Origin of the sequence: Streptomyces liliiviolaceus (assembly GCF_018070025.1) — a bacterium.
Classification (GTDB): domain Bacteria; phylum Actinomycetota; class Actinomycetes; order Streptomycetales; family Streptomycetaceae; genus Streptomyces; species Streptomyces liliiviolaceus.
The window spans coordinates 1,409,480-1,429,930 of sequence record NZ_JAGPYQ010000002.1; the positions used below are offsets into that span (position 1 = coordinate 1,409,480).

Below are 20,451 nucleotides of genomic sequence, written 5' to 3' on the forward strand. Positions count from 1 at the left end.
TGGAGTATTGCGACCGGTCGATTTTTTAGGATAGGCAAACCTAAGTAATTAACGCTGCTTGGGAAGCCGAGGAATACGTGGACCTGACGAGACGTCAACTGCTGTGGGCCGGTGCCGCTTTGACCGCGGCGACCGTACTGACCGCGTGCGGCAGCGGTGGTGACGCCGAGCCGAACGGATCCGCCGACGACACCTCCGCCAAGCCCCGCAAGGGCGGCACACTGCGGGTCGGAGCCCTCGGCCGCGCGAGTGCCGTCACCCGTGACCCGCACGGCACCCAGTCCAACGAGAGCGACTACCTGATCCTCAGCCTCGTACACGACGCGCTGACCGTCCCGGGAGCCAAGCCGAACACCGCTCCCCGGCTCGCCGCGAGCTGGGAGCCGTCGGCCGATCTCAAGACCTGGAAGTTCAAGCTCGCCAAGGGTGCGAAGTTCCACGACGGCTCTCCTGTGACCGCGAAGGACGTCGTCTTCTCGCTCAAGCGACTCCGCGCCACCCCCGCCGGCGCCTCCCGCCTGCCCGGCATCCAGGCGAAGAACATCACCGCCCAGGGCACCGACACGGTCGTCCTGGTCTCCGACTACGCCAACGCCGAACTCCCGCTCCTCACCCGCCTGACCACGTTCGTCGTCCCCGACGGCACCAGCGACGAGGACATCGCGAAGGCTCCCGGCACCGGGCCGTTCAAGCTCGACTGGTTCCGCGGCGGCAACGCCCGGCTGGTGCGCAACGACTCCTGGCACGGCGGGACGGTGTACCTGGACGCCATCGAGGTGAAGATCTTCGAGAGCCCGCAGGCCATGGCCAACGCGCTGCTCGCCGGGCAGATCGACCTCGCCTCCAACGCCGGTGCCATCGCGGCCCGTACGGCCAAGACGCGTAAGGACATCCAGACCGTCCGCCGCCCCAACGACATGGCGATGCCGATCGTCATGCGCACTGCCGACGGTCCCTTCGCCGACACCAAGGTGCGTGAGGCCCTGCGCCTGGCCGTGGACCGTGAGGCCATGGTCAAGCAGGTCCTGTCCGGCTACGGCACGGTCGCCAACGACATCCTCGGCACCGGTGACCCCGCCTACGCCAAGAGCATCACCCAGCGCACCCGCGACCTCGCCAAGGCCAGACAACTGTTGAAGGAGGCGGGGTTCGACACGTCCAGGACGTACGAGCTCATGACCACCGAGGACATCTCGGGGCTGGCCGAATCGGCCACCCTCTTCGCCACCCAGGTGCGCGAGGCGGGCGTGAAGGTCAAGGTCGTCAAGCAGGAGTCCGCGGTCTTCTGGGACAAGACCTGGCTGAAGGGCGACCTGTACACCAGCTACTGGGGCACCAACGACTCGGTGGTCTTCTTCGCCAGCAAGACCATGGTCTCCGACAGCGGGCAGAACGAGGCGGGCTGGCAGGACACCGCCTTCGACACGGCGTACGAGAAGGCCATCGGCACCTCGGACGACGCCCGGCGCACCCAACTGCTGCGCGAGATGCAGCAGATCGAGTACGACAGCTCCGGCTATCTGCTGTGGGGCATGGCCGACGGCGTCGACCTCGCCGCCGCGAAGGTGCGCGGACTTCCGACGCTGCCCGGTTACGGCCGTGTCCAGCTCGAAACGGCATGGCTGACCAGTTGATCCCCGACCTCGAAGAGCCGACGAGCCTTTCGGCGGTACCTGCCGAAGAGCGGTCGGCCCGATCGCCCGTGGCACGGATCGCGGCCCGTGCCGGCCTCGTCGTGCTCAAACGATCCGTGCTCCTCGCGACGCTTCTCGCAGTGGTCTTCATCGGCGTCGAGCTGCTGCCCGGGGACGCCGCGAGCGCCACCTCCGAACGCGGGGAGAGCACCGCGGACGTGGACCGCCGACGGGAGACGCTAGGTCTCGACCGACCCGTCCTGGAACGGTTCTGGGACTGGATGTCCGGCCTGCCCACCGGCGATCTGGGCACCTCCGCACAGGGTGAGCACGTCACCGGCCTGCTCACCAGCGCGTTCCCCAACACCCTGGTGCTGAGCGGATCGGCGCTGCTGCTGACGGCCGCGCTCTCGCTGTCGTTGGCGTCCGGTGCGGCACTGCGGCCCGGCGGACGCCTCGACCGGATCGTCACCGGCATGTCGACCGCCGTGTTCGCCGTCCCGGAGTTCGTCGTCGCGGTCGTGCTCGTCCTGGTGCTGTCGCTGTGGACCGGATGGCTGCCCGCCGTCACCCTCACCGACGGCGACGGCTCCCCCGCCTCCTGGACCATGCTCGTCCTGCCCGCGCTGGCCCTGACCGTTCCGCAGACGGGCTGGAACACGCGCATCGCCCGTGCGGCCCTCGCCGACGAGGCCCGCGCCCCCTACGTCGAAGCCGCGGTCCTCGACGGTCTGTCGCCGCGCCGGGTGGTGCTGCTCCACGTCCTGCCGGGGGCCCTGCCCACCATCGCCACCGGGCTCGCCACGTCGTCCGGAGTGCTCCTCGGCGGAGCGGTCGCCGTGGAGACCATCTTCAACCACCCCGGAATCGGCGCCGTGCTGGCCTCCGCGATCGCCGACCGCGACACCCCGGTGATCGCCGGTGTGACCGTGCTGGCCGGTGCGGCCATCAGCGTCGTGCTGCTGATGGCGGACCTGCTCCGCGACCTGCTGACGGTGGGGCAGCGATGACCGTACGAGGCCCTGCGGCCCCCTTGTCGCCGACCCGCCCCACTGATGGAGGCCGCGGATGAAGCCGCTGACAGGCCGTCGCGGCGGGAGTTCCCCCAAGACCCAGCGGCGTTGGTCCCCGACGGCCGTCCTGCTCCGGGTCCTGCCCGCCGCCGCACTCGTGGCCCTGGCCCTCGCCGGACCGTGGATCACTCCCCACGCGGTGGACGAACCCGTCACCGCTCCCTTCGCCGAGGCCGGCGGCGGAGCCCTCCTCGGCGGCGACCAGCTCGGCCGCGACGTCCTCAGCAGAGTGCTGGCGGGCGGTCGCGAACTCGTGCTGTCGGCGCTGCTGATCGCCGCGGTGGTCACCGCGGCCGCCGCCGTCATCGGGGCGATCGGCGCCCTGCGGCCGACCGTCGGCCGGGTCGTCGAGCGCGCCGCGGACGTGCTGATCCTCCTCCCCGCCGTACTGGGCATCATGCTGGTCGCCCTGTCGTGGCCCGGGGGCGGCCGCCTCGCCGTGGCCGCCGCCGCCATCGTCCTGGGACTGCCGTACGCCGTCCGCCTCGTGACCCATGCCGCCGCCCCCGTCGCCGCGTCCGGCTACGTCGAAGCGGCCACCGCCGGCGGCGAACGCCTGTGGTTCCTCGTGGTGCGCGACGTCCTGCCCAACCTGCGAGCCACCCTGCTCGCCCTGCTCGGCCTGCGGTTCGTCGAGGCGGTCTACGTCGTCTCCATGGCCGGCTTCCTGCAGGTCGGCCCCCAACCCCCCGCCGCCGACTGGGCCTTGATGATCCGGGAGAACTCCCCGGGGATCCTGCTGAACCCCTGGGCCGTCCTCGCCCCCAGCATCGCGGTCGGCCTGCTGGCCCTGAGCGTCAACCTCGCGGCGGCCGCCCTGGTCCCGCAGACCGGCCGGAAGGCGGTAACCCTGCTGTGAGCCACACCCCCGACCGGCGCACGAACACAGTCGGCCGCTCCCCCTCGCCGGTGGCGGAAGTGAGCACGCTCGACATCACCACACCGGGCGGCCGCCCCCTCCTCAAGAACGTGTCACTCACCCTTCGTCCTGGCCGCCTCGTCGCCGTCACCGGCCCTTCTGGAGCCGGAAAGACAACACTGCTGCGGGCACTGCTCGGGCACCTGCCGCCCGGTACGGCACACTCGGCCGGCCAGGTGCGCGTACTCGGTCACGACATGTTCGAACTGGACGAGCGCGCACGCCGTGAGATCCGCAGAACCAGGATCGGGTACGTCGGACAGGACCCCGCGTCGGCACTCAACCCCCGGCTGCGCGTCCGCACACTCCTTCGCGAGCTGAACACCGACCGCTCACCCGCGGCCGTACGCGATCTGCTGGACGCGGTCCGCCTGCCGGCCGACCACCGGTTCACCTCTCGCCGGCCCGGGGAGTTGTCAGGAGGCCAACTGCGTCGTGTCGCCCTGGCCCGCGTCCTGGCCAAACGCCCGACCCTGTTGCTCCTGGACGAACCCACAGCCGGACTCGACCCGTTGCTGCGCCACGAGATATCCGAACTGCTCCGCAGCCTGACGCACGAACACGATCTCGGCGTCGCCTTCTCCTCCCACGACCCGGATGTCGTCGAGCGACTCGCCGACGACGTCGTACGACTGGCTCCGGACGGGGCCGTGCCCGAAGCCCCGGAGGAAAGAGGTGAGCGCCCCTCCGGGCGCATCGCGGTGTCCCGGCGGCCGCCAGCGGTATCGGCCACCGGCGCGGAGACTGCCGGTGTGCCCCTCCTCGACGTCCATGACCTGAGCGTCGCACTCGGCCGCCGGAGCACCGGGCATCTCGTGCTGGACGGCGTTCGACTCACCGTGGCGAAGGGCTCGGTGGCTGCCGTCGTCGGCGCTTCGGGCTCCGGCAAGACGACACTGGCCCGTGCACTCGTCGGTCTCCACAAGAGCCGGTCCGGCACCGTACGGCTCGACGGAACAGCCCTGCCAGCCACCGTGGGGCGCCGCAGTCGGGACCAGCGCCGCCGCATTCAGCTGATCACCCAGAACCCCCTCGGGGCGCTCAACCCCAGCCGGACCGTCGGCTCCTCGGTGGCCAGGCCCCTGCGGATCCACCACCGCACTCCCCCAGGGATCACCGGCCGTGCCGTCGAGGAACTGCTGCGCCAGGTCGGGCTGCCGGCCGACTTCGCAGGCCGGTATCCGCACGAACTGTCGGGCGGCCAGCGTCAACGGGTCGCGATCGCCCGGGCTCTCGCGGCCGAGCCCGAGATCCTGGTGTGCGACGAGATCACGTCCGCCCTCGACCGGCCCACCGGTCACGCGGTCATGGACCTGCTTCACCGGCTACGGCAGGACCGCTCCATGACCCTCGTCATCATCAGTCATGATGTGCCGCTGATCCAGGACCGGTCGGAGACGATCACGGTTCTCGCCGACGGGCGGGTAGTGGAGTCCGGTCGTACGGCGGACGTGTTCGCGGATCCGCGGCACGCGGCCACGGCGGAACTGCTGAGCCGTCCTCCGGCATCCGTACCGACGTCAGGCACGAGGGAGCATCACCGAACCCTCCCGTACCCGTAGCGGCGCAAGAACTTGGGGACGTGCCCCTGCCCGGCCCATGGGGATGTCAGCGAGCGACCACACCCTGTGCCTCGCCCACCTCGTGGTGCAGATGCAGCACCGCAGACGCGGTCACACCCACGGAGACAAGAACGGCGAGAACCACGAGAAGGGCCAGACACCGCGGCGCCCTGCCGGGCGCGGCAGATGGCTTGAGGAGAGTGGTGACGCGTTGCGAGACGGGACCCGTTGCCGCTCCGAGGGTCAGATAGGGGCGCGTGGTGGGGCCCGCGTCATGGCTGGCCAACGCGGCTCGCGCCACCGCGACAGCGACCAGCTTCCGGTCCCCCACGGCTCGGGCCGCGGCCTCATCGGCCGCGAGCTCCGCAGCGAGACGGATCTCCTCGCGCACCCTGCGCAGGGCGGGATGACAGTGTGCCGCAGCCTCGGCGGCCGTCAGGAAGTAGTGGTGCCGCTGGGCGTTGTGAGCACGCTCATGGGCGAACAGGGCTTCCCGCTCCGCCGCTCCGAGGGTGCGCAGCATGCCCGCTGTCACGACGATGCGGTTCTGACGGCCCGGCAGCGCGTATGCGTCGGGCCGGGGCGAATCGACGACGCACAGATCTCCTACCACGGGGAGCTGCGCCACCTGTCGCTGTGCTGCCCGAAGCGTGCGGCTGTGCCGCACGACGGAATGTCCGAACCGCAGTCCGCCGAGAACCAGGGCCAGACCGGCCAGGACCGCCATCCCACCGACCACAGGAACAGAGGGCGTGCACAGATGGTGGACGAAATGGCTGAGCTCCGCGACGGCCGGTACGAGGAACAGGCCGGTAAGGATCAGCGAACCGAGACAGACGAGGCACGCCGCGGCCGAGACGAGCGTCGCCGACGTGAGGATCCACAGCGCCGCGGTCGGTCGTACCCACACCAGCACACGGCTCGTCACCAGGCACAGCAGGAACGGCAGCACCAGCGGCACGACGAACAGCGGAGTCAGCATCAAGCGTCCTTCAGCACGACGGGACCTGCGGGCAGGCCGTCTACACGTCCACCCTCAGCTTCGACTACAGTGTCGTAGACCGTTTACAAGACTGTAGACGGACCTATTCCTTCCTTGGAAGGTCGCATCGAGGTGCCCTGGTTCAACAGCCCTTTGCCGCAGTCCACGGTACATGCGCCCGAACGTCGCCGAATTCGGAGGGTGGCCATTTCGGCGCCGTCGGGCACACGTGGACATGTTGGCTTTTTCCGCACCGGAACCGCGCAAGAGTGCGGGCCTCATCGGGGCCGGACCGGCGCTTGAGAAGACCATTCCGATACCTCACGTCGGATCGCCCCCACCATCGCACCGCGGGCGCACGCGTCATGAAATCACGGGCACGCCCCCGATTATTTTACTTGAATGTTCAGTGAAGGTGTAGATGATGCTCCGTGTGCTACTGATCTACGGCCAGGATTCTGTGCGCTCGCAGATCGAACAACTCATGGGAGACGCATCGGACATCGAACTGATCGCAGCGGTGGAGGGCGGAATCGACGGTGTCCGCCTGGCTCGAAATCTACGACCGGACGTTGTCCTGCTCCACGTCCACTCGTCCGGGATCGACGGCATCGAGGCTTCGCGCCAGATCACGCACGCCCCGTGGGCAGGCGACATCCGGACGGTGATGCTCGCTGATGTCATCACGGAGACATGGGTGCTCGGCGCACTGAACTCAGGAGTCAGCGGATTCCTTGAAGTCGGGAACGAGACAGAGGTTCTCGTCGAGGCGATAAGGGCGGTCGCTCGTGGTGGTGCTCACCTTTCCCCGGCCGCGACACGCTGCGTTCTCGACAGGATATTCCCGCTGACACAGATCAGCGGGAGCGACGAGACGGAGGAGAGATTCGGTGATCTCACGCCGAGGGAACGGGAGATGGTCTCCCTTGCGGCTCTCGGACTGGACAACAAGCAGATATCGGACCGCTTGATCGTCTCGCATCTCACCGTCAAGACACATATAAATCGCGCCATGATCAAACTCAATGTCAGAAGTCGCGCTCAACTCGTCGCGGAGGCCCATCGAAACGGTCTGGTCGGCGTGAGAGAAAAGGAGTAGACGACCGGCACCGCCTTCCCTCCACGTACACGTCGGGCGTCCGGCCCCCGCCGAACCGGCACCTCGGGCCCCGCCGAAGCACCTCTCCCTGATAATGGCCGCAGGAGCGGACTCGTCCGCTCTCGGCGGCGGAAACGCTTCTGCTGTCCGGTGCTCCGCCTGGTGAGAAGTCCGTGTGGCGAAGAGAGGGAGGAATCATGACTGGGGGTGACGGTGAGCGTCGGCCTGCGGGAGAGCTGGAGGCCAGCGTCCTCGCTGCCCTGTGGGCGGCGGGGAAACCACGGTCGGCCGCTGAGATCAGGTCCGAGATGCCGCAGCCGCTGGCCCGGACGACGGTCGCGACACTGCTGATCCGTCTCTACGAAAAAGGCGTCATCGACCGCAAGCCGGTGAAGCGGGGCTTCGTCTACTTCCCCATCGAGGACGCCCACGGACTGACAGCTCGCCGAATGCACCGCGAACTCGACCAGGACGGCGACCGGAGCATGGTGCTGGCCCGATTCGTCGAGAGGCTCAGTCCGACCGACGAGGCGGAGCTGCGTCGGCTGCTGGAAGAGAACGGACACTGACGCGACCGGCGACGCCCCTCCCGTCGCAACCACCGTTGCCTGCCAAGGACGTTCGCCCATGACCACGTCGTGGGTCATCCTCCGGACCGTTCCTCCGACTCCCCGGGAGCAGGCCCGTTCTTCTCCACAGGTGGAAGCGGGAGTGCGGGGTCGTCCAGACGCACCAGGCGGTACCCGTACTCGTTCGCCGCTCGCCCCGCGAGCACGGACCGACGGGAGGCCCGCGGAGGGTTCCTGGGCTTCCGTGGCCGTGCGTTTCGAGCCGCATGGACCAGAGCGCCGAGCGCCGGCGAGGCCCGCAACAACTGCCGGAGCCGATACGGCTTGAATCCCGCCGCGCGGGCGGCCGTCGACCAATCGGCACCCCGGGTGAACGCGACTGTCGCGACCCTCAGCATGGCGGGAGTGGCCTCGCGGCCGGTCCCGAGCCCATGGGCCGTGGCCAACGCGCCGGCCGCCTCCAGGGCGCAGGCGAACGCGGGATCCTGCTTCAGCCAGCTCTGGAGGACCCGGCCCGGTACTCCCGCCCACACGGCGGCTGCTTCCGGCCCCAGTCCGTTCGCCGTGGCCTGCAGTACGTCGGCCATCTTCGCCAGCGTGTCGTCACGAAGGCTGGACTGTCCGCCCAGGGCGTCGCGCAGGTCTCGTTCGACCTGCTCGCGGGCCCCGAGCCACATCACGACCCGGACCGCCGGCGTTACGGTGTCCGCCTCCGTGACGGGCTTCTTCGCTTCGTACACTGCTCTCCCAGCTCGATTGCACGGATGTCCCCGAACGCCCCGCAGATGTCCCCGCGCGCCCCGGTCGACCTGACCGGTGGTCTCGCGTCATGCGGCCGGATTCCGCGGTGCGTGTGCGATCGGACGACGTGGTCTCCTGCCGTCGCCGGACGAAGGACCAGGGGATCCGCGGTCGGCGCGGAGCGGGCGGCTTCTCATGGCTGGACGGGGCAGTGATCCGTGCGCGTGCGATCAGTTCCAGGGTCACGACGACCGCGACGGCCTGAACCGCCATCAGGGCGACGAGGACGAACAACTGCACCGCGCCCGCGGTGAGCGGGTCGGCTCCCCCGAGCAGCATCCCGACGAACGCGCCGGGGAGTGTCACGAGCCCGACCGTCCGGGTCTGGTCCAGCCCTGGCACGAGCGCCTCCGAAGCGGCCGAGCGAGCGATCTCCACCCGCGCGTCGCGCTCGACCAGGCCCAGCGCGAGAGCGGCCTCGACCTCTCCATGGCGCATCCTCAGTACGGCCAGGCTCTGTCTGCCCGCCAGGACCGTGGCCGTCATCGCGCCACCGATCAGGATGCCGGTCACCGGGATCATCGCGATCCCGGTGACCTCGACCAGGCCGGTGGACAGCAGCAGGACGACGGCGGGCACCACGCCCGCGGCGATCGGCACGGCCGTCCACCACCACGTGCCGTCGGAGGTGACGCGCCGGCCGGCCGTGCGCACGGCCACCGCGTACATCAACAGCAGGAACGCGGGCAGCCCGGTGGGCGAGTGCGCGACCCAGCCGATGGCCACGGAGACGACCGCGAGCTGAACCGCTGCCCGCAGCCCGGCGGTCAGCACCTCTCGCGCCCGGGCCGATCCTTGATCCGGCGCGAGGCGGGCCAGCGCGGTCACGGCGACGGCAGCCGCCAGCAACACAGCCAGGACCCCGGCGAGGGTCGCGTTCACCGGAAGTAACGCGGCCGAGGCTGTGGTCATGGCATCACCGTGGAAGTGTCTGGCTGTGGCGCAGACCGCTCTTGATCCGAGTCGGCCGCAGGGAAGGACCGGTCGACGGCCGCTGTTTCAGGTGCCTTCTGCGAGCGTTTGCCCGGAGTGGACAGGCGTGTCGGTCATGGCCGGTCCTCCTACTTCTTTGCGACGACGGCTGCGGCGAGCTTGGACAGCGGCTCCGCGAGCGCGTTCACCGCGTCCGAGAGTTCCTTCTGGTCCGCCTTGGAGACCTTGTCGTAGGAGGTGAAGTCGTACGAGGTCGTGTCCTTGCGGTAGGTGTCCAGGAGGGTGTCGAGCGCGGCGAACTGCTTGTCCAGCTCGGTGACCAGTGCCGCGTCGTTCTCCTTGGCCACCGGCTTCAGCAGGGTGTAGGACTTCTCGGCGCCTTCGACGTTCGCCTTGAAGTCGACCAGGTCGGTGTGCGAGTAGCGCTCCTCCTCGCCGGTGACCTTGCCGGTGGCGACCTCGTCGAGGAGTTCCTTGGCGCCGTTGGCCATCGAGGTCGGGGTGATCTCCGCCTTGCCGACGCGGTTCTGCCAGTCGGTGAGGTCCTTGATCAGCTGGTCGGCCAGCTCGGAGTCCCGGTCGGTGAGCTTCTTGTCCTTCCACAGGGAGCGCTCCAGGCGGTGCCAGCCCGTCCAGTCCTTCTCCGGGTCCTGGCCCTCCTCCAGGCCGTCCTCGCGCACGTCGACCTTGGGGTCGATGTCCCCGAACGACTCGGCGACCGGCTCGGTGCGCTCCCAGCCGATCCGCGAGGTGGCGTACGCCTTCTTCGCGGCCTCGATGTCGCCGGCCTTCACGGCGTCCGTGAACACGGTGGCCTTGGGCAGGGTCTGGTCGGCCTGTTCCTGTGCGTACTGGCGGTAGGCGGCGACCGCGGCGTCCAGGCGCGGGTCGCGCTTGGACGCCTTGCCGCCGCCGGTGACGGTGACGTCCTGCCGGATGCCCTTGCCCTTCATGCCGGGCTTGCAGGCGATGCGGTAGTCGCCCGCCTTCACCTCGGCGGTGACCTTCTGCCGGGTGCCGGGGCCGATGTTCTCGCGCTCGGTGACGATCCGGTCGTCGGGGAACAGCAGATACACCTCGGTGACCTTGGAGCCCTTGTTGGTCACGTCGAGCTGGACGTGACCGGCCGGGAACTCCTTCTTCGACACCTCGCACGTGCTGTCCGAGGCCGTCACCTCGACGACATGGTCGTCACTCGACGCATCACTCTTCTCGGTGCAGCCCGACAAGGACACGACCGTCGACATACAGACGACGGCGCCCAAGAAGACAGGGCGGGGTACCCGGGACATGGATGTGCCTCGATTCACGCAGGTGACGACGCGGACGAGTGAGCCGCCCGGCGAGCGAAGTCTACGTAACTGTAGACACGAAGGGAAGGCTTCCCTAACCATGAGGCTCGCCATCTCCCCGGCGGATCCGCCGACATCAGGGCTGACGGCAGAACAGCCACATGAGGCTGGAAGCCCATGGGGGGCCGCATGAGGCTGGAACCCCACGTGGGGTCGCCGTCCGACAGCCGTCACCACACAGTTCGTCCGCTCAGCCGTCTCGGCCTCGTGGCGACCGCTCCTCCGGTCGAGACCATCGGCCTCGACCTCGCCGCCCGAGCGATCACCGTGTCCGCGTGAAACATCCGCGTGAAACAACGGTCCGCTCCGCTACGCCCGAGGGGGCGGAAGTAGACGCAAATCGCAGGCGCCGCCAGCCGCTGAATCGACCGACGGCGCCTACCATCTGTCCCACGTGAAAAATATCAGAGGTCAGGCTTTTTAGCCAAGTGCCAGAATAGCCGGGGCTTAGAAAAAGCCTTCAAGGAAAGCAATAGTGCCCGAGCAGTCACGCTCGGGCACTAAATAATGCACGCGACAAGCGCTGGCTACCTTTTTCCGATCACGGCGCCAGAACTGTCGAGGTCAATCGGACGATCAGAGACCGGCGATGATGTTGCCGGCCGACGTGTCGATCGGGGCGGTGATCGGGGCCGTGATCGGGGCGGTGATGCCGCCCAGGTCGACGCCGGTGACCGGGGCGAGGTTGACGCCACCGATGTCCAGGCCGCCGGCGATGTTGTCCAGCGCGGCCTCGTCGATCTCGCGGGTCTCGATGGCGGAGGGAAGGTTCTGCATTCTCATTCGTCCATTCATGGTTCGACGCTCACGGGAAATACAGAGCACACAAGAACGGCACTCTGCACCTAGACGCACACCACAACGAGGCGGATTCCGACTCTCGCAGTGCACGGCGTGAAGCAAGTTGACCACACGGGATGGAAGAAGTGTGCGACGAAAGCCGAAACCGGGGAGAACGGACCCCATTCCCCTGAAGCAATGTGAATCGGCCGACGCTGGAACGTTTCCTTATCTTCACAGCGAACGGCCAATCCGTGTCCCATTGCAACCACCTTGACGGGCCCCGAAGCGGGCCGTCTGGAGCCGAGAAACCACCACCACGTGACATGTCCACACAGATATTCCAGAGGGTCATATTGTGTGAAGATTTCTCTGCAGGTCGGATGAGTGATTCACCCGATCCGGTCGGCGGTTCGGGCAAGCCCTCATCCCGACGGCCACGGATTCCCCGGGAAGAGTCCGGGTCCCACAGGGAAGGAAGTCGTCATGCCGGTTCCAGGGCAGGCGATGCCGTCAGGTGACACGGCACTGTGGGTACGCCACAGCCCCGAGCGGATCCAGGCAGCCCTGGTGACACTGCACGGCGGACCGGCGGCCGACCATCACCCCGTGCGGCCCTGGCAGTTGAGCGCGTTGCGGATGCGGCCCGTCGCGCGTATCGCGGCGTCGGCGGTGCCGCTGGAGACCACGCTGCTGGGTCAGGTCCGTTACCGGCAGCGAGGATGGAACGAAGGCGCCGCGGAGGTCGACACCTTGTGGGCACTCAGCGAATTGAACCGCTTGACCGGTGACGTGCCCGTCGTGCTACTCGGGTATGCGATGGGCGCCCGCGCCGCATTGCGGGCCGCCGTTCACCCTCAGGTACTGGGTGTGGTGGCGCTCGCGCCCTGGCTACCGAAGAAAGAACGCGTCTCCCCGCTGTCAGGCCGAAGCATCCTGATCATGCACGGGGACAGCGTCCCGCCCACGGACACGGAACCCATGGACTACGTGCAGCAGGCCCGCGCCGCCGGTGCGCGGGCGGGCGCACTGGTTGTCCACGGCGGCGGCCCGAGGATGCTGCACCGGGCCGGCGTATGGCAGGACCTGGCGGCCAGGGCAGTGGGACAGGTACTCCGGCCGGACAACGGAGAGTTCAGCCCGGTGAGCCAGGCATGGAGCAGCGACCGGCCACTGGTCATCTAGGAAATTCGACGTCATGACGGATCAGCGCGAGGCCTCCATCGTCCGTCGGCCAGACCCGACTCTGTCCGCCGAGGACGGGCTGGCTGGCTGCGCCGCTGGCGGCCTACCATCTGCGGTCGTCGATGATGTCGTGCCGGTGGCTCCGAGCCTGAGCACCGCGGCGGGCTGTCTCATAGTGACCGGCCCCCGCCGACGGGTGGTCGGAGATCAAGAGGCTTCGCGATCAACTGGTGTGCATAGAGCGTGCCGTGTGAGTGGTCACAGCCACTCGTTGATTGCTGCTACGGGGACGGTCGACTCGTAGCGGCCCACCCTGCGGTAAAGAGCGGCGGGCCGATCCTCAAGACGTCGCGCCGTCCGGTTACCGGTTGAGGATCTGCTCGACCTCGTCGGCCACCTGCTCGGCCTGGATGTCGCGGCCCTTGTCGTTGGGGTGCGCATACCAGGGGAACTTCTGCCCCTCGCCGATCTGGGAGTGCTCCAGCAGGCCGCCGATGCCCCTCTCGGCACCGTCGCACGCCGTGTTGGCGCCGGTGTCGGCGTAGAGGTCGACGAAGTCGGCGCCGCCGTCGGCGTCGGCAGCGGCCTTCTTCATGACGTCGTTCAGCCGCTTCTGGATCTGGTCCAGGACCGGCAGGGCGTCCTGGGGGATGTCGACGAACGGCAGCTGTGTCTGACCGGGCGCCGCGGTCAGACACTTGGCGGTGTCCTCGGGTACGAGCCGGGGGTAGCCGACCAGGACGCGCTTCGCGTCAGGGGCGAAGTAGCCGATGCGGTCGAGCAGTTCCTCCAGGTCCCATCCGACCTGCTCGAACCGATCGTCCAGCCACTGCTTTCCGTCGCCAGTCTCGAAGAACTCACCGCACCTGGAGGCCGACTCGTCACCGTCCACCGGCTCTCCCGGCAGCAGAGGATGGCCCCGGAGCTCGTCGGAACACTGCTTGATGATGCGGTTGAATCCCAGCGTGTTGCCGCCCAGGCTTCCCACGGTCAGCTGTGTGTCCTGTTTGAGCGCGTCCTGCTGCGGCGAGACCTTCTGGCCGGTCAGCAGCTCCTGTTCCTGCCAGAAGTTCTGGACGGTTGCGCCGGAGCAGGAGACGTCCGACTGGACGTCGAGCGTGATGCCCTTGTCCGCGAGGCGCCGGGTGGCGACGGCGGGAAAGTTCTCCTTCGCCTGGAAGCAGAAGGTCCTTTCGCCCTCCTGGAAGGGTGCGATGCCGAAGTCGGCGGTGTAGGAGTCGCCGAAGAAGACGGTCGGTACCGGGTCGGCGGGCGCCGCGCCGGCGCTTCCTGCCGGACCGGCGAGCGCCAGGCAACTGCCCAGCGCGACGGCCGCGGCGGCCAGCCGCCGGACCACCGGAGAATTCGTCTTACGCATGACCGAAGGCATGACTGTGCCCTTTCACCGAGGCTCACGAGGAGAGTCGAGCAAGTTGCGACGCTCCGCATTCACACACGCACGGAGCGTGAAGGTCCAGAGAGTGTGAGCCAAACCCCGCATTCCTGGACACTCCCTCACGCCTGTCCATCTCACCTGCTCAGCAGGGGTGCCGGACAGGCCCGGTCGACGAGTCCAGATCTGATCATGACCCGAACGAGAAGAGCCCCGCCCGGCCGCCGCACTCACCCGGCAGCATGACCGTGCGCCGAAGGGACAAGGCCGTCCGCAACGCAGCTCGCCATGCCGCACACCCGAGCGGCCGTCGAAGACGAGTTCCGTGGTCGACGCCGTCACCTCGGCGCACTTGGCCGGAAGTCCGTCCGCGCCGCTTCGACTCCACCGGGGCCCCTCGTGGGACTGTGGTGGATCCCCGCAGGTCGTACCCCCAGTGGCCGGTGCGATCGTCGACGAGGGGCAGTCCCCGGCCCAGGTCGTCCTGCGCGGTCGGCGCCCACGCGTCCGCGAGGTGGCGAGACAGCCGCTCCGCCCCGGACACCGCAGACCGCCACAGACGCCGCAGGCACCGCAGGCACCGCAGGCACCGCAGACGAGGAAATCAGTGGTGGATTCTCTGGCTAGCGTTCGGGGCCCTGACGATACTGGGCGGTGTCAGTAAGGAGAGGACGCCTGCTGAAGGGGTGTCCACGCGACTTGGGAGGCGAGTGGGCATGCCGGACAAGTCACGTGATGATCGGTTGGCTGCCGCTTTCGTCGAGCTCTCCGACACGCTGGTGCGGGACTTCGACGTGATCGGTTTCCTGCACACGCTCACCGAGCACTGTGTAGGACTGCTGGAGGTGCGGGCCGCGGGAGTCCTGCTGGCCACCCCGCAAGGACAGTTGGTGGACGCGGCCGCCTCGGACAACCACACCCGCAGGCTGGAGATGGACAGCATCGAGTGGGACGAGGGCCCCTGCCGGGACTGCTATCACTCCGGCGTTCAGGTCCCCGATGTGCCGCTGGACACGGAGGCAGCCCGCGCGCGCTGGCCATGGTTCGCGCCACGAGCCCTGGAGATGGGCTTCACCTCGGTGGTGGCAGCCCCGCTGCGGCTACACGAACAGGTGATCGGCGCCCTCAACCTGTTCCGCGACCAATCCGGCCCGCTGGACGCCTCCCAACTGCGGCTGGGTCAAGCGCTGGCGGACACCGCCACCATCGGCATCCTCCAACAGCGGGCGGTGGCCGAGCAGATGAACATCACCGCACAGCTCCAGGCGGCCCTCGACAGCCGCATCATCGTCGAACAGGCCAAGGGCTCCCTCTCTCAGCGCCGCCGGGTCAGCGTCGAGGAGGCGTTCGTCCTGATGCGGATCCACGCCCGCGACCACCAGGTCCGGCTCACCGACATCGCCCGCCAGATCCTGGACGGCACCGCCGACGCCTCCCTGCTCGACCGCGGGCACTAACAGCCGCGCCCGGCCTCTCCGCGGGCAGCCGGGCTCAAGAACAGAGGGGGGGTAAGCACGGTGGCACAACCGGCGATGGCCTCCTACCTCCGGGCCCTGCACACCCACCCGGGACCCGATCTCGCCCCGCTGCCGCTTCAGGCATGCGCGACGGCACTGGATCTGGACGGCCTGGCGCTCCTGTTCACCCCCGCCGACGGGCCCGTCGAACTGGTGCAGTCCTTCGGCACCCACACTCTTGCCCTGGAGGACCTGCAACTGACCCAGGGACAGGGACCCAGCCTCGACGCCGCCCGCAACGGCACGCTCCTCCTGCTGCCGGACCTGGGTGATCCCACCGCCTTTGCCGCCACCCGATGGCCCACCCTGCCCGGCGCCATCCAAGACCTGGGCATCGCCGCGGTGTTCGCCTTTCCACTGAACATCGGCATCATCACGCTCGGCGCGCTCACCGGCCACCGCACCAGCCCCGGCCCCCTCAGCGCCGACCGGCTCGCCGACGCCTTCGGCCTCACCACCACCCTCGCCCAGGTCATCATCGACCAGGCCGCCCGCCCGGAAGCCACCAGCGGGATGTTCCTGGACGAACCCGGCCTGCACTTCGCCGAGGTTCACCAGGCCACCGGCATGCTCTCCACGCAACTCGCCATCACCTGCGCCCAGGCCCTGGTCCTCCTGCGCGCCCACGCCTTCAGCCAGAACCGCTCCATACTCACCTGCGCCCGCGACATCCTCCACCACCGGCTCCACCTGAAGAAGGACGGCACCCGCCACAACGGAAGGTAAGAGGGCCCTCACGTGAGGGACTTCCCGAGGTACGAGGCGAGCAGCAGCCGCTGCTAGCTGGTCCGACGGGCAGTCACCGGGCGCGGCGCCAGAGCCATTTCTGGGTCAGGAGGGTGAGGATGCCGGCCAGGGTGATGCCCAGGAGGTTCAGCAGGAGCTGGTTGGTGGAGCCGATGGTCTGGCCGGTGTCGCCGTAGCTGAGGGCGACCGCCGCATTGGCCGCCGCGGGTACCGTGGTGACGGAGATCGCCACGCCCACCAGCAGGCCCGACTTGGCCGAGGTCAGGGAGAGGGTACCGGCGATGCCCGCCAGGACGGCCACGACGAAGGAGAACGCGTCGGGGGCGTAGACGAAGGCCGTGTTGGGCCGCTCGCCCTCCAGCCGCTCCTCGGTGAACAGTCCCAGAGCGTCCATGAAGAGGCTGAAGAGCACGGTGACGGCCATCGCCACGGCGAAACCCACCAGCAGAGCGGTCAGCGAGCGCACCGCCAGACGCGGCCGCCACCGGACCACGGCCGTGCTGAAACCCGCCAGCGGACCGAATTCCGGGCCCACCGCCATCGCCCCCACGATCAGAATGGCGTTGTCGAGAACCACACCGCAGGCCGCGATCATCGTGGCGAGTGTGAGGAACGCCAGGTAGGTGACCGACAGGGTCGACTCCTCGTGCGTCGCTTCCGCCAGGTGCTCCCACAGGACCGCGTCCGCGCCCTCCCCCGGGGCGTCGTCCTCGGCCCGGTCGGCCCGCGTGGACAAGGACAGGTCGATGTTCTCCACCGCGATCGACCCGCTCGTGTCGATCCCCAGGCCGCGCAGACCGCCGATCAGCTCATCACCCGCCTCGCGGGCCACGTCGACCATCACGATGTCACCGGCAGGGCTGCGGGCGGCGCCCGGCATCACAGCCAGATGGGCCGTGCCGACCGTCTCCTCGATCAGGCGGATCACCGCATCGGTCCGGTCGGTCGGTGTGATCAGGCGCAGGTGCAGCATGCCGGAAGGCTAGCCCCACCGGACAAGCGAGGGCGGATAGGAGCGCGCGGCTTGAGACGGGGCGAACGGCGATCAGGTCTCCGTGACACGGCACGGTAAGGGTGGGTGCCGTGCCACGGAGACAGGGACCCTACGACCGGCCGTTGTCGTCCGTTCCCACGGCGACCGACCGGGTGCCGCAGCAGCACGTGCTACGGCACTCGCGGTTCACCAGCCCGTCTCGGATGAACGGGAACGCGTGGACCGGGCCGCCTTGGCGCCGGCCGCTCCGGCCCGCACGCAGCGGTGTCTGGCCTGCCCGCTGTCGTCCGAGCTGGGAACGGTGGACCGGCGTGCGTTCGTCCGGGCCGACGGGGCGGGGCAGTGCAGCAGGACGAGGGAGAGCAGGAGCGGACCGGCGGTGAATACGATGAAGATCATCGCTCGGCCCGCCCCGCCTTGCTCTGCCGCGCAGCGCGGATGGACGGCCTGCGGGAGTCCGGGACGGTGCAAGGGCGGGTGAGTATGTGGCAGGGCGCGGCGTCCGCGCCCGGCTCTCTCGCACCCATGGCCCCAAGAGCCGGAGCGGTCAGTATCGGGCTGATCGAAGTGTTGTTCATGCCGTGATCAACTCGTCCGGTCCCCTCACGGACATGGCTGGTCAGAGCGGTTCACTCTCTGCGGGACCCGATGTCCCCACCACGGAGGAAAACCCTCACCCACCCGAGTACAGCCCGGCATCGAACGCGTCACAACACCTCGGAACGGCACAACGCGCGAAACGGACCCGGTGCACCGAGGCTAAAGAACAGTGCGCTCACGCGTAACGACAGGTTCGATCGCTGCGGGCACCCTGAACCGAGGAAAAAACCCCACTCGAAAGTAGCGACCATGAAGCTGAGATCAGCTCTCTTCACCGGAATAGCAGCCGTCAGCCTGTTTTCCGCCGCGCTGACGACATCGATTCCCGCAGCCGCCGCCGACCACTCCCTTGCCGCGCCCGAAGCGAACGTCGGCCCCACTGACCTGTCGCAATGCAACGGGACGGGCTTTTCGTGTCTTTGGAAGGACTACAACTACACGTCATGGGACGGCAGCGTCCAGTACTTCGGTCCGAAGCAGCCCGGCACCTGCGCGCGAGTCAATCTCGCCTACAGCTTCTCCCTGTGGAATCGCAGCGGAATCACCCAGCGGTTCTGGAGCGGAAGTGACTGCACCGGCCAGAACTACCTGGTCGCCTCCGGCGGCAAAATCCCTGCCTCACCCTTCAGCATCGGCAGCGTCGGCGGTATCTGAGCCGCGAGCGCCCTTGCGCCTTTCCGCGCGGGCGAGTTGACCACAGGGCTCTTGCGAAGTGACCCGCCCCCGCCACGCTCGCGAGCGCCCGCACCACCCACGGGTATGAGCCGCGCTCCACAGCGGTATGCCCGTCCAGATCATGAACGTCAGAACTGACGGAGGGAATGTCATGACTGTTCGCAACGGTGCCGTCCGGGCCCGCCGGCCGCTGGCGATGATCGCCTCGGCCCTGCTCGTCACAGGTGTCTCGACCGGCGCGGCCACGGCGGCCGGTGCACCCGAGGGCAAGTCGGACGGGAAGTTCTGCGTCGTCGAGGTCGGCAAGTCGGCCGACGGGGGCTTCTCGCCGGTGAAGTCGCGGACATGCAGCAACGACCCGGACTCCGCGGCCTTCACAGCGGCGGACGCGCCCGACGTACTGCTCATGGAGTGGTTCTGGAACGCCTACAACAGCCCGCCGAACATCACGCGCATCATCGTGTCGGCGGAGGAGGGTCCTTGCGACTCGTCAGGCTACCGCCTGCGACCGAACCTCATCTGGGACAACGAGATCTCCGGCTTCTACACGTACAGCAACTGCCATCAGGTCACCATCTACGACGGCTACAACCAGAACGGCGACTCGCAGTACTGGTACGACGGTACGGGCGACGGGCCCAACGTGGAATATGTCGGGGCGCGCATGAACGACCGGACCAGTTCGCTCTGGATCCGGTACTGACCCACGATCGCCGCGCAACACCCGGATAGGACGCCGCCGCCTCAACTCCGCCGTATCGCGGATCGCGGATCGACCGGTCGCCAGCTGACGCAGGAACGGGTCAGCCGCGCAGCGCCAGAGCGGCCCCCAGGCCGACCAGGCCCACGCCCGACGCGCCGGCGAGCCCCCGCTGGACGCCTCGGCGGCACAACAGCGTCTCCACGCGGGCCAGGAGCAGGAGCACCAGCACGAACCACAGCAGGCACATGAGCCAGAACACACCGGCGAGGACACTGTGTGCGGCCGTGGTCCCCAGGCCGGGCAGGGTGAACTGAGGGAAGAGCGCCAGGTAGAAGACCGCCACCTTGGGATTGAGCAGGTTGCTGATCAGGCCCTGCCGGAAGGCGGCACGCCCGACCCGTCCCGTGGCCGCCGGGACACGCTGGACGGCGTTGGGCGCCGCGGCGTCGCCGACGGCACCGCGGCGCAGGCGGACGAAGTCGGCCAGGGACTGGACACCGAGGTAGATGAGGTAGAGGGCTCCGGCGACGCGCAGGATCGCGTAACCGACCTGCGACGCGGCCAGCAGGGCCGTCAGTCCGGCCACCGCGGCCGTGGCCAGTACGGCGTGTCCCAGCATGATTCCCGCAGCGGTCGCGTGGCCCGCGCGCCGCCCCGACCTGGCCGTGTTGGCCAGCAGCAAGGTGAGATCGGGGCCGGGCACGACGATGACGACCAGGGACGCGGCGACGAAGCCGAGCAGCTCTGACATGGGAATCCGTTCAACGTGTGCATGGCCCCGGGCCAGTCGCACCGCGGGGAGCCGTCGCCGGATCCGGGATCCGGCAGCTGCCACGGAACATTCCAGCCCACGATCCCGCCCCGCGGGCAGGGCCAATCCGAATGATCTGGACTTGCCGAGCGCAGGGACCGACGGTGGATGGCCAATGCCCG

Annotated in this window: 20 protein-coding genes and 1 pseudogene; 12 read left to right on the forward strand and 9 right to left on the reverse strand. The window is 68.6% G+C overall.

Annotated elements, in window-relative coordinates; all coding sequences use genetic code 11:
- The first annotated feature begins 77 nt into the window (after positions 1-77).
- From J8N05_RS41565 to J8N05_RS41580, 4 genes are read left to right on the forward strand one after another with little or no spacing between them, the layout of a single operon-like run.
- Complete coding sequence (locus J8N05_RS41565; RefSeq protein ID WP_210892460.1) at positions 78-1,634, forward strand: ABC transporter substrate-binding protein; 1,557 nt, start codon at positions 78-80, stop codon at positions 1,632-1,634.
- Complete coding sequence (locus J8N05_RS41570; RefSeq protein WP_210892462.1) at positions 1,619-2,644, forward strand: ABC transporter permease; 1,026 nt, start codon at positions 1,619-1,621, stop codon at positions 2,642-2,644. The genes J8N05_RS41565 and J8N05_RS41570 overlap by 16 nt, the downstream gene beginning before the upstream one ends.
- A gap of 58 nt (positions 2,645-2,702) precedes the next feature.
- Entirely contained in the window at positions 2,703-3,566 is an 864-nt protein-coding gene (locus J8N05_RS41575) for an ABC transporter permease subunit (RefSeq protein WP_210892464.1), read from the forward strand.
- Positions 3,563-5,188 carry an ABC transporter ATP-binding protein gene (locus J8N05_RS41580; protein WP_247706899.1) on the forward strand — a complete coding sequence of 542 codons (1,626 nt, stop codon included), beginning with the start codon at positions 3,563-3,565 and terminating at the stop codon, positions 5,186-5,188. The genes J8N05_RS41575 and J8N05_RS41580 overlap by 4 nt, the downstream gene beginning before the upstream one ends.
- A 46-nt stretch (positions 5,189-5,234) precedes the next feature.
- Here the strand turns inward: J8N05_RS41580 and J8N05_RS41585 are convergent, their stop codons facing one another.
- A complete protein-coding gene (locus J8N05_RS41585) occupies positions 5,235-6,170 on the reverse strand; it encodes a M48 family metalloprotease (protein ID WP_247706900.1) in 936 nt (311 codons plus the stop codon).
- Between the two features lie 433 nt (positions 6,171-6,603).
- Here J8N05_RS41585 and J8N05_RS41590 point away from each other — a divergent pair, with 433 nt between their 5' ends.
- Both J8N05_RS41590 and J8N05_RS41595 read left to right on the forward strand, forming a co-directional pair.
- Complete coding sequence (locus tag J8N05_RS41590; protein WP_210892466.1) at positions 6,604-7,269, forward strand: LuxR C-terminal-related transcriptional regulator; 666 nt, start codon at positions 6,604-6,606, stop codon at positions 7,267-7,269.
- 197 nt (positions 7,270-7,466) lie between these two features.
- Positions 7,467-7,838: a BlaI/MecI/CopY family transcriptional regulator gene (locus J8N05_RS41595; RefSeq protein WP_210892468.1), complete on the forward strand. Its 372-nt coding sequence runs from the start codon at positions 7,467-7,469 to the stop codon at positions 7,836-7,838.
- Positions 7,839-7,912: 74 nt separating this feature from the next.
- Here the strand turns inward: J8N05_RS41595 and J8N05_RS41600 are convergent, their stop codons facing one another.
- The 3 genes and pseudogenes from J8N05_RS41600 to efeO all read right to left on the reverse strand — a co-directional run bounded on the left by J8N05_RS41600 (position 7,913) and on the right by efeO (position 10,819).
- A complete protein-coding gene (locus J8N05_RS41600; RefSeq protein WP_210894436.1) occupies positions 7,913-8,425 on the reverse strand; it encodes a hypothetical protein in 513 nt (170 codons plus the stop codon).
- Between the two features lie 325 nt (positions 8,426-8,750).
- A pseudogene (locus J8N05_RS41605) lies at positions 8,751-9,551 on the reverse strand (ABC transporter permease); the annotation flags it as partial.
- A gap of 149 nt (positions 9,552-9,700) precedes the next feature.
- A complete protein-coding gene (gene efeO, locus J8N05_RS41610; RefSeq protein WP_247706901.1) occupies positions 9,701-10,819 on the reverse strand; it encodes an iron uptake system protein EfeO in 1,119 nt (372 codons plus the stop codon).
- A gap of 234 nt (positions 10,820-11,053) precedes the next feature.
- Between efeO and J8N05_RS41615 the strand changes: the two genes are divergently transcribed.
- Positions 11,054-11,203, forward strand: a complete 150-nt coding sequence (locus tag J8N05_RS41615; protein ID WP_210892473.1) for a hypothetical protein — start codon at positions 11,054-11,056, stop codon at positions 11,201-11,203.
- A gap of 297 nt (positions 11,204-11,500) precedes the next feature.
- Here J8N05_RS41615 and J8N05_RS41620 read toward each other — a convergent pair whose 3' ends face one another.
- Positions 11,501-11,701 carry a type A2 lantipeptide gene (locus J8N05_RS41620; protein WP_210892475.1) on the reverse strand — a complete coding sequence of 67 codons (201 nt, stop codon included), beginning with the start codon at positions 11,699-11,701 and terminating at the stop codon, positions 11,501-11,503.
- 489 nt (positions 11,702-12,190) lie between these two features.
- Here J8N05_RS41620 and J8N05_RS41625 point away from each other — a divergent pair, with 489 nt between their 5' ends.
- Positions 12,191-12,889, forward strand: coding sequence for an alpha/beta hydrolase (locus J8N05_RS41625; protein WP_210892477.1), 699 nt, complete (start codon positions 12,191-12,193; stop codon positions 12,887-12,889).
- Positions 12,890-13,250: 361 nt separating this feature from the next.
- On the opposite strand, the gene J8N05_RS41630 is transcribed toward J8N05_RS41625, so the two are convergent.
- Positions 13,251-14,267 (reverse strand): SGNH/GDSL hydrolase family protein, encoded by a 1,017-nt coding sequence (locus J8N05_RS41630; RefSeq protein WP_210892479.1) that lies wholly within the window; start codon positions 14,265-14,267, stop codon positions 13,251-13,253.
- Positions 14,268-14,998: 731 nt separating this feature from the next.
- Here J8N05_RS41630 and J8N05_RS41635 point away from each other — a divergent pair.
- Together J8N05_RS41635 and J8N05_RS41640 are read left to right on the forward strand one after the other, a co-directional pair.
- Positions 14,999-15,739 carry a GAF and ANTAR domain-containing protein gene (locus J8N05_RS41635; RefSeq protein ID WP_210892481.1) on the forward strand — a complete coding sequence of 247 codons (741 nt, stop codon included), beginning with the start codon at positions 14,999-15,001 and terminating at the stop codon, positions 15,737-15,739.
- A 75-nt stretch (positions 15,740-15,814) separates the two neighbouring features.
- Positions 15,815-16,525 carry an ANTAR domain-containing protein gene (locus tag J8N05_RS41640; RefSeq protein ID WP_210892484.1) on the forward strand — a complete coding sequence of 237 codons (711 nt, stop codon included), beginning with the start codon at positions 15,815-15,817 and terminating at the stop codon, positions 16,523-16,525.
- 73 nt (positions 16,526-16,598) lie between these two features.
- Here the strand turns inward: J8N05_RS41640 and J8N05_RS41645 are convergent, their stop codons facing one another.
- Both J8N05_RS41645 and J8N05_RS41650 read right to left on the reverse strand, forming a co-directional pair.
- Positions 16,599-17,519 carry a DUF389 domain-containing protein gene (locus tag J8N05_RS41645; RefSeq protein WP_210892486.1) on the reverse strand — a complete coding sequence of 307 codons (921 nt, stop codon included), beginning with the start codon at positions 17,517-17,519 and terminating at the stop codon, positions 16,599-16,601.
- A 207-nt stretch (positions 17,520-17,726) separates the two neighbouring features.
- Complete coding sequence (locus tag J8N05_RS41650; protein WP_210892488.1) at positions 17,727-17,939, reverse strand: hypothetical protein; 213 nt, start codon at positions 17,937-17,939, stop codon at positions 17,727-17,729.
- A 450-nt stretch (positions 17,940-18,389) separates the two neighbouring features.
- Here J8N05_RS41650 and J8N05_RS41655 point away from each other — a divergent pair, with 450 nt between their 5' ends.
- Positions 18,390-18,794 carry a hypothetical protein gene (locus J8N05_RS41655; RefSeq protein ID WP_210892490.1) on the forward strand — a complete coding sequence of 135 codons (405 nt, stop codon included), beginning with the start codon at positions 18,390-18,392 and terminating at the stop codon, positions 18,792-18,794.
- Positions 18,795-18,966: 172 nt separating this feature from the next.
- A complete protein-coding gene (locus J8N05_RS41660) occupies positions 18,967-19,518 on the forward strand; it encodes a hypothetical protein (protein WP_210892492.1) in 552 nt (183 codons plus the stop codon).
- A 100-nt stretch (positions 19,519-19,618) separates the two neighbouring features.
- Here the strand turns inward: J8N05_RS41660 and J8N05_RS41665 are convergent, their stop codons facing one another.
- The gene (locus J8N05_RS41665) at positions 19,619-20,269 is read right to left on the reverse strand and encodes a LysE family translocator (protein WP_210892494.1); all 651 of its coding nucleotides are present in this window, start codon (positions 20,267-20,269) and stop codon (positions 19,619-19,621) included.
- Positions 20,270-20,451 lie beyond the last annotated feature (182 nt).

What these genes read in the sequence shown, in the direction of transcription:
- J8N05_RS41585 (WP_247706900.1), bottom strand. Translation starts at nt 6,170, where the DNA reads ATGCTGACTCCGCTGTTCGTCGTGCCGCTGGTGCTGCCGTTCCTGCTG.
- J8N05_RS41620 (WP_210892475.1), bottom strand. Translation starts at nt 11,701, where the DNA reads ATGCAGAACCTTCCCTCCGCCATCGAGACCCGCGAGATCGACGAGGCC.
- J8N05_RS41665 (WP_210892494.1), bottom strand. Translation starts at nt 20,269, where the DNA reads ATGTCAGAGCTGCTCGGCTTCGTCGCCGCGTCCCTGGTCGTCATCGTC.
- J8N05_RS41625 (WP_210892477.1), top strand. Translation starts at nt 12,191, where the DNA reads ATGCCGGTTCCAGGGCAGGCGATGCCGTCAGGTGACACGGCACTGTGG.
- J8N05_RS41570 (WP_210892462.1), top strand. Translation starts at nt 1,619, where the DNA reads ATGGCTGACCAGTTGATCCCCGACCTCGAAGAGCCGACGAGCCTTTCG.
- J8N05_RS41595 (WP_210892468.1), top strand. Translation starts at nt 7,467, where the DNA reads ATGACTGGGGGTGACGGTGAGCGTCGGCCTGCGGGAGAGCTGGAGGCC.
- J8N05_RS41655 (WP_210892490.1), top strand. Translation starts at nt 18,390, where the DNA reads ATGAAGCTGAGATCAGCTCTCTTCACCGGAATAGCAGCCGTCAGCCTG.
- J8N05_RS41645 (WP_210892486.1), bottom strand. Translation starts at nt 17,519, where the DNA reads ATGCTGCACCTGCGCCTGATCACACCGACCGACCGGACCGATGCGGTG.
- J8N05_RS41635 (WP_210892481.1), top strand. Translation starts at nt 14,999, where the DNA reads ATGCCGGACAAGTCACGTGATGATCGGTTGGCTGCCGCTTTCGTCGAG.
- J8N05_RS41615 (WP_210892473.1), top strand. Translation starts at nt 11,054, where the DNA reads ATGAGGCTGGAACCCCACGTGGGGTCGCCGTCCGACAGCCGTCACCAC.
- J8N05_RS41650 (WP_210892488.1), bottom strand. Translation starts at nt 17,939, where the DNA reads ATGATCTTCATCGTATTCACCGCCGGTCCGCTCCTGCTCTCCCTCGTC.
- J8N05_RS41575 (WP_210892464.1), top strand. Translation starts at nt 2,703, where the DNA reads ATGAAGCCGCTGACAGGCCGTCGCGGCGGGAGTTCCCCCAAGACCCAG.
- J8N05_RS41660 (WP_210892492.1), top strand. Translation starts at nt 18,967, where the DNA reads ATGACTGTTCGCAACGGTGCCGTCCGGGCCCGCCGGCCGCTGGCGATG.
- J8N05_RS41630 (WP_210892479.1), bottom strand. Translation starts at nt 14,267, where the DNA reads ATGCGTAAGACGAATTCTCCGGTGGTCCGGCGGCTGGCCGCCGCGGCC.
- J8N05_RS41600 (WP_210894436.1), bottom strand. Translation starts at nt 8,425, where the DNA reads ATGGCCGACGTACTGCAGGCCACGGCGAACGGACTGGGGCCGGAAGCA.
- efeO (WP_247706901.1), bottom strand. Translation starts at nt 10,819, where the DNA reads ATGTCGACGGTCGTGTCCTTGTCGGGCTGCACCGAGAAGAGTGATGCG.
- J8N05_RS41640 (WP_210892484.1), top strand. Translation starts at nt 15,815, where the DNA reads ATGGCCTCCTACCTCCGGGCCCTGCACACCCACCCGGGACCCGATCTC.